Annotated in this window: 8 protein-coding genes; 2 read left to right on the top strand and 6 right to left on the bottom strand. The window is 68.6% G+C overall.

Features of this window, described 5'->3' with window-relative positions:
• From H0523_RS09015 to H0523_RS09000, 4 genes are all read right to left on the bottom strand, one after another.
• Positions 1-767, bottom strand: a 767-nt coding sequence (locus H0523_RS09015) for a cobalt ABC transporter substrate-binding protein (RefSeq protein ID WP_180180052.1), incomplete at its 3' end; no start/stop codon positions are given.
• 401 nt (positions 768-1168) lie between these two features.
• Complete coding sequence (locus H0523_RS09010) at positions 1169-1915, bottom strand: BPL-N domain-containing protein (RefSeq protein WP_054434435.1); 747 nt, start codon at positions 1913-1915, stop codon at positions 1169-1171.
• Positions 1916-1966: 51 nt separating this feature from the next.
• Positions 1967-2683: a siderophore-interacting protein gene (locus tag H0523_RS09005; RefSeq protein WP_197286440.1), complete on the bottom strand. Its 717-nt coding sequence runs from the start codon at positions 2681-2683 to the stop codon at positions 1967-1969.
• 17 nt (positions 2684-2700) lie between these two features.
• Positions 2701-3405, bottom strand: coding sequence for an O-methyltransferase (locus H0523_RS09000; RefSeq protein ID WP_054434439.1), 705 nt, complete (start codon positions 3403-3405; stop codon positions 2701-2703).
• Between the two features lie 133 nt (positions 3406-3538).
• Between H0523_RS09000 and H0523_RS08995 the strand changes: the two genes are divergently transcribed.
• Entirely contained in the window at positions 3539-4372 is an 834-nt protein-coding gene (locus tag H0523_RS08995; RefSeq protein WP_054434441.1) for an AraC family transcriptional regulator, read from the top strand.
• A gap of 67 nt (positions 4373-4439) precedes the next feature.
• Here H0523_RS08995 and H0523_RS08990 read toward each other — a convergent pair whose 3' ends face one another.
• Positions 4440-5414 (bottom strand): alpha/beta fold hydrolase, encoded by a 975-nt coding sequence (locus H0523_RS08990; RefSeq protein ID WP_054434443.1) that lies wholly within the window; start codon positions 5412-5414, stop codon positions 4440-4442.
• Between the two features lie 87 nt (positions 5415-5501).
• Here H0523_RS08990 and H0523_RS08985 point away from each other — a divergent pair, with 87 nt between their 5' ends.
• Positions 5502-5939 (top strand): RrF2 family transcriptional regulator, encoded by a 438-nt coding sequence (locus H0523_RS08985; protein WP_054434445.1) that lies wholly within the window; start codon positions 5502-5504, stop codon positions 5937-5939.
• Here H0523_RS08985 and H0523_RS08980 read toward each other — a convergent pair.
• On the bottom strand, positions 5886-6905 hold the full coding sequence (locus tag H0523_RS08980; protein ID WP_082412428.1) for an AraC family transcriptional regulator: 1020 nt from the start codon (positions 6903-6905) through the stop codon (positions 5886-5888). The two genes, H0523_RS08985 and H0523_RS08980, sit on opposite strands and share 54 nt — an antisense overlap.
• Positions 6906-6937 lie beyond the last annotated feature (32 nt).

The raw sequence follows: 6937 nt of genomic DNA, 5'->3' as shown, positions 1-6937 counted from the left end.
GTGGTCGCGGCCGCGGCCGGCGCGGCGGCGGCCGGCAGCTTGTTGGGCGGGCGCACCGGCAAGGCGGGCAGCGGCGCGACGCCATCCGGCTTCACGAAGGTCAGGGTCGTCACGTAGCCGATGGCGTCGTAGTGCTCGGGCCCGTCGGCGCCCGGACGCTCGCCCGGCGTGCGGTCGATGTGCATGGCGCGCAGCACGTATTGCGTCTTCCACGGCAGGTTGAGATGGGCCTTGCCCTGCGCATCGGTGTAGGCGGTCTGTTCCCAGCCCGACTCCACCATGGCGACGAGCTTCGTCTTGGGCAGCGGCTGGCCCTTGAGCGCCACCAGGAACTCGCCCGGCTTGCCGGTCGGGACGATGTCGATGGCCAGCTTGGGCGCCACCGCGACGGCCGGGTCGGGCACATAGCGGGCATTCATCTGGAACCAGGTCTGGAGCGCTTCGCCGCCATGCGTGAACTTGCGCAGCGCGTTCATGGAACTGTCCACCACCAGACCGTCCTTGGCGCCGATCTTTTGCGACAGCCGGAAGCCATCGGCGGCCTTGGTCACGGGCAACGGCGTCTCGCCCTTGGCGGTGATCAAGGTCGCCGACACCTTGTTGAAACTGTCCAGGTAGCCCGGCGAGGCCTCGCGCAGGTTCTCGGCGAATTCGCCGAAACGGACGACGGCGGGCTTGCCCGCCGGCTGCTCGATCCAGATCTGGTGGGCCTGCGCGGTGGCGGTCAGGGACAGCGCCGCGATCGCGAGGGATAGGGTTTTTTTCATTGCGTGCTCCGGAAAATGAAACGCGGGAGTGAACAGCCGGCGCGCCTGGCGCGCGGCTCCGCCGTGTTCCGTTCCGGATGGGTGAAAGACCACGCCGCATTGATCGACGGCGCTCGCTCGGTCCGAGCATTGAATCCTGGCATTCGAAGACAACCCAAAGTCACAGATATGAATCAATCGCGATTATGTGGAACGACTTGGCCATGTCAAGAATGCAACGGCGCCGCCGCGCGCCCCCGCAAACGCTTGCCGCGCACCGTTTTTCCCCGTGCATGACGGCTTCCGCGCACCCGCCCGCCGCGCGCGAAACGGCCGCGGGCAGCGCATCAAAATCGGACTTTTCTTTGGCTGTCCGCGTCCCCACGCCATCGGGACGCAGTCAGGACCCGCGAAGGCGGGCCTCAAAGGTCGAGCTGGTCCAGCAAGTCCTTGAACAGGTCGTGCCCGGGCATCTCTTCCAACGCAATGCCCGCGTCCTCGAACCACGATTGCCCGGCTTCAGGATGCGGGCCGCTCAGGACCACCAGGCCGCGCTCGAACGAATAGCGGGCCGCGGCCAGATCGCCGTTCGCGTAGCTGGCGATGGCGTGAAAACGCGCATCGCCAGGTTGAGGCCGCAGATAGGGGCCGTCCTGGAAGAAGACGCTGTCGTCCTTGCCCGCCCAGCGGACGGCGACGGCCGCGTCCTCGATCGTCTTGATCGGGAAGCCGGGGCGTCCGACCTCCGAATCCAGGTCCTGCGCGATCAGGCCCAGGTTGGAAGCGTCGGCAAGATAGGCGCCCATGCACAGCCCGAGATAACGTCCGCCGCGCGCGACGAATCGGCGGATCGCGTCCACCCGCGCCTCGCCCAGGCTGTTCAGCGCGGCGGGGATGTCCTGCCCGCCGCCCGGCTGCACGTACACGTCGTAGCGCGCCAGGCTGGCGTCGGAGATGTCGATCGGCTCATCGGGGCCGACGAAGTCGACCTGATAGCGCGCGTCCGTCTTCTCGATGGCGCGCCGGGCCGCCGTCGCGCAGTGGTCGCACGAGGCCGGCCCGCGATACACGGCGACGCGCACGGGCTTGTCGGCCGCGCCGGCAAGCGCCGCGGCGGGCGCGGCCAGTGACAGCGCCAAGGCCAGGAGCAGGAAACGCAGAAACGCCATATCGGACCGCCAAAAAAAACAAAGTATAGGCAAGTCCGGTGACGCGCCGCGTCAGTCCAGTCCCGTCTTGCCGGGCGCCCAGTAGGCCTTGGCCATGATGCGTCCCGAGGCCACGCCCAGCGCCTTCAACGCCCGCCGCTGGCGCTGGATGGTCGAGGCCCGGCCCGTCAGGATGAAGGTCGCGCCCGCCGCCGCCAGCGCCGGCAGGCGCCGCTCGATCTCGTCGAGATGCGCGTCGCCGGCCTGGCGGCCGAACAGCTCGACGTCCTCCCGCCCGAGCCGCGCCAGCGCGTCACGAACGGCGGCCAGCGCGTGGACCTCGAGCAGGCAATGCATTCCATCGCCGGCGCCATGGCCAAGGGCGCAGGCGACACCCACCGAGGTCTCGTCGCCCAGCAACACGCGGCCGCCCTCGATGCGGCCAAGGTTGAGCGATGCGCGCGGACCGAGCACATCGCATTCCTCTCCCGGCTCGGCGCGTTCCGCCCAGGCGCTGCCCGGGCCGGCGCCATGCGAATACGTCACGATGCGGGTGCGCCCCCGCGCCGCGTCCCAGTCGATCGGCGTATAGGTCCGGGCGACGAAGGCCGATCCCATCGCGATCTGCACTTTCTGCCCCGGCACCCAGCGCGCCTCGCGGAACGCCGGGCTTTGCAGCGTCAGCAGGCGCAAGCCGCCCGCCAGGGTTTCGGCCGCCATGATGCGCGTCGGCTTCATGAACAGCCGGGTGAAGGCGCGGCTCATCCGGCCCTGCGGGGGATTCGTCATCTCCATGCGTTCTCCGTTCATCGCGTCACGATCGTGAATTCGTTGCCGCGGCCCTCGGTGACCGGCAGCGGTTGCGACAGATAACCGTTGGCGGGATCGCGCACGTAATCGAGGTAGTCGTTGCCCTGCTCCCAGGCGTTCTCCGCCAGGATCGGCGTGCCGCCGCGCAAGTGCGGCTCGAGCAGCTTGAGCACTGGCAGGTAGAGGCTGAAGGCGCCGTCCAGCAGCACCAGATCGATCTCGCCATCCACGTGCGCCAGCGTCTCGCGGGCATCGCCGACGCGGATGTCGACCAGGTCCGCCAGGCCGGCGGCCTCCAGGTTGGCGCGGGCCCGCGCCGCTTTTTCCGGCTCCAGCTCGGTGCCGATCAACTGGCCGCCGCCCATGTCGCGCAAGGCCGCGGCCAGGTAGATCGTGGAGATCCCCATCGAGGTGCCGAACTCGACGATGCGCGTGGCCCGCCGCGCCCGCGCGCACTGATACAGGAACCGGCCATACGCCGGGGCGACGTTGAGGAAGTTGTTGGCGTAGCCGCGATACACGCCGCGCAGATCGCGCCGTTCCTCGGCCACCATGTCGGCGATGATGTCGGCATGGGCCTGCTCGGACAGCGCGGCCATGCCGCCTTCGAACTGGTCCATCAGGCCCTTGTCGGCGATCTCCGCCTCGGCCAACAGGCGTTGCAGGGTTTGGGCGACGCGCCCGCTGCTCAGTGAATCCATGATTGCTTCCTTTGGCAATGAACGGTGGCAAATCGCGCCGCCGTGCCGCCATGGTAGGAAGCCCGGGATCTGGCAGCATTGGTAAACTACGCCAATAAATTCCAAATTCCTGCCAATCCGCGCAACCGCCGCCATGCCCGTCCTGACCAACCTCGCCGACGCCCCGGAGTGGATCGATCCCGACCTGGTGCCGCGCCCCGTCGTGACCATGGGCACCACCGGCATCGACGTGGCCAGCCTCGACCTGCACGGACTGGATCGCCTCGAAAAGGATTTCCACCGCCATCGCAAGGCGCAACTGATGCTGCTGCTGCGCGGCGTGCTCACTTGCGAGCTCGAAGGCGCCCTGTGGCTGGTCCCTCCGCAGAGCGCGCTGTGGGTGCCGGGCGACGTGCTGCACAAGATCACCGCCGCCGGCACCATCGAGGTCTACGTCGCCTTCGTCGATCCCGCGGTCGCGGCCGACCTGCCCGCCACCTGCTGCGCGGTGTCGACCACGGCGCTGCTGCGCGAACTGGTGATCCGCTCCGCGCAGCTGCCGCTGCTGTACCCGGAAGACGGCCCCGCCATGCACCTGGTCTGGCTGCTGCTGCACGAACTGGCGTCGGCGCCGCTTGGCACCCTGCACCTGCCCATGCCGTCCGATCCCCGCCTGCGCAAGATCGCGCAGGCCATCATGGACCATCCCGCCGACCGCGGCACCATGCAGAGCTGGGCGCGGCGCGTGGGCCTGAGCGAACGCACCCTGGCGCGGCTGCTCACGCAGCAGACCGGCATGAGCTTCGGCCGCTGGCGCCAGCAACTGCACCTGATGCTGGCGGTGAAGTGGCTCGGCACCGGCGCCTCGGTGCAACAGGTGGCCGATGAACTGGGCTATGAAAGCGCCGGCGGCTTCGTCACCATGTTCCGCAAGGCGCTGGGGACGTCGCCGGGGCGCTACATGACGGAACGGCAGGCAGCCGGCTGAGTCCGAATCCGCGCGGCCTTCCTTGGCCGCACGGCCTCATCCTTGCCGAAAGGCGTTCCCCCGTCCCTCACAGCGCCCGAAGAAAGCCGATCAAGGCCGCGTTGACCGCGTCCGGCGCCTCTTGCGGCAACCAGTGCCCCGCGCCGGCGATCACCTGCGAGCCGCGCAGATCGGGCACGATGGCCGGCATGGCCTCGATGATCTGGCGCATGCCGGGCATGGCCAGTCCCGTGTCGTATTCGCCCGCCAGATACAGCGCCGGCACCTCGACGCGCAGGCCGGCGAAGGCGGCCTGGTCCCGCCAATTGCGATCCAGGTTGCGGTAGTAGTTCAAGCCGCCACGAAAACCCGATACGCCGAAGGCGCGCGCGAATTGCGCCAGGTCCGCGGCGGCCAGCCACGCCGGCAACACGGCCGGATCGGGCAGCGCGTCCAGCAGCCCGCCCGCGCGCGGCACCATGCCGAAGGGATTGGGCGTCGCGGCCTCGCGCGGGCCCAGGGCGCCCGAGGCGCCGTAATAGATCTTGCGCAAGGTCAGCGCGATATCCCGCTCGAATTCCTGCTCGGCCAAACCCGGCTCGCAGAAGTAATGCGTGTAGAACCACGCCTGTTCGTTCTGCGGGAACAGCCGGCTCGGCGCCATTGGCGCGCGTCCCATCATCGGCACGCCGAGCGCCGCCACGGCCCGGAACCGGTCCGGCCGCAGCTGCGCCGCCTGCCAGGCGATCGACGCGCCCCAGTCGTTGCCGACCAGCACCGCCCGGCGCTGGCCCAGCGCGTCCGCCAGCCCGACCAGATCGCCGATCACGTCGAGCGCCGAATAATGCGCGATGTCCGGCGGACAGTCGCTGTCGCCGTAGCCGCGCAGATCCGGCGCGACCGCGTGAAACCCCGCCTGTCCCAGCGCATCGAGCTGATGACGCCAGGCATGCGAAGTCTCGGGAAAGCCGTGGCAGAGGATGACCAACGGCCCCTCGCCCTGTTCCCTCACGTGGAGGCGGATACCGTTGGTCTCGATGAAGCGTTGGCGGGCTGCGGGCATGTCGGCTCTCGATAAAGACGTGAAATGGCACAAATGTTCGCCAAAAGAGTAACATTAAAAGTTGCACATTTCCACGGCCCCGAATCCATGCAACGAGACACCCGCCTCGCCCGCCTGCTGCACGTCCTGATCCACATGCACCTGCGCGGCGGCACGACCACGTCGCAGACCATCGCGCTGATGCTGCACACCAATCCCGTGGTCGTGCGCCGCACCATGGGCGCGCTGCGCGACGCGGGCTTCGTCACCTCCACCGGCGGCCCGGGCGGCGGGTGGGCGCTGGCCCGCGACCTGGACACCCTGACGGTGCGGGACGTGTGCGAAGCCATCGCGCACACGTCCCTGTTCGCCGTCGGCCCCGCGCAGGACAATGACGCCTGCCCGGTGGAGGCGGCGGTGAACCGGCGCATCAACGCCGCGCTGGCAACGGCGTCGGCGGCGCTGATGACGGCGTTCGGGGAGGTTCCGCTGTCAGAGATCGCGGGGGAAATCAGGGCGCCGGCGACGCGCGGGCGACCGCGGTGACACGGGGCGAGACGGCGGCTCGTCCCCGGCCGCATCCATTCTTGCAAACACGCTCGGCGATAGCCCCACCGAGCGGCTGAACGCCGCGCTGAAGGCGCTCGCGGACTGATAGCCGATTGCATGCGCGACCTCTCCCAGGGACAAGCCGTCATGGCGCAACATGTCCTTGGCCAGCGCCATGCGCCAGCGCAGCACATACTCCATTGGCGGAACGCCCAGGACTTGCATGAAACGGGCCGCGAATGCCGCGCGCGACATGCCGATCCGGCCCGCCAGTTCCTCGATGGTCCAGCGGTGCGCGACATCGCCGTGGATCAGGCGCAGCGCGGCTGCCATGCGCGGATTCGCCAGCCCGGCCAACAGGCCGCCAGGCGGCGCCGCGCCGTCCGCTTGCGGCGGATGCCAGCGCAACGCCTCGATCAGCATGATTTCGGCAAGGCGGGTGAGGATCGCATCGCCGCCAGGCCGCGGGTTCGCGCTTTCCTCGCCAATCACGCCCGTCATCCAGCGCAATCGCTCCGCGCCGCGATCGCCCGATTTGATATGCACCACCCTCGGCAACCGTTCCAACAGCAACGGCGCATTCGCGGCATCGAACATGAAGAAACCGCCCAACATCCTGACGGCAGCCTCGTCGCGCGGCTCGCCGTGACGCACGTCCGCCACGGGCTCGGTCGTGGCCACGCGTATCGTCGGCGTCTCCAACGCCTCCGGGTCACTGCCCATCCGGAAGCCCGGGGTGGAAGGCAACAGCAGATAGTCTCCCGCCTCGAACAGGAATGGCTCGCCGCCGTCGACGTGCAGCCAGCACGCGCCGGTCAGCATCAAGCCAAAACTGGGATGCCCGAAGTCGGGATATTGCACGGCCCATCGCCCCGCGCCACTGACGAACTTGGACAGAACGGTTCGCGGACGCAGCAAGGCCACGACGGCGCCCAGCGGGTCTGAATCAAGACGATCTCGCATGAGTCATAGACTATTCGCTATTTATCGTCTTG

The organism is Achromobacter insuavis, from assembly GCF_902859645.1.
GTDB classification, from domain to species: domain Bacteria; phylum Pseudomonadota; class Gammaproteobacteria; order Burkholderiales; family Burkholderiaceae_B; genus Achromobacter; species Achromobacter insuavis.
The sequence above is the reverse complement of the archived record's forward strand: the minus strand, read 5'-3'. Positions and strand labels throughout refer to the sequence as shown.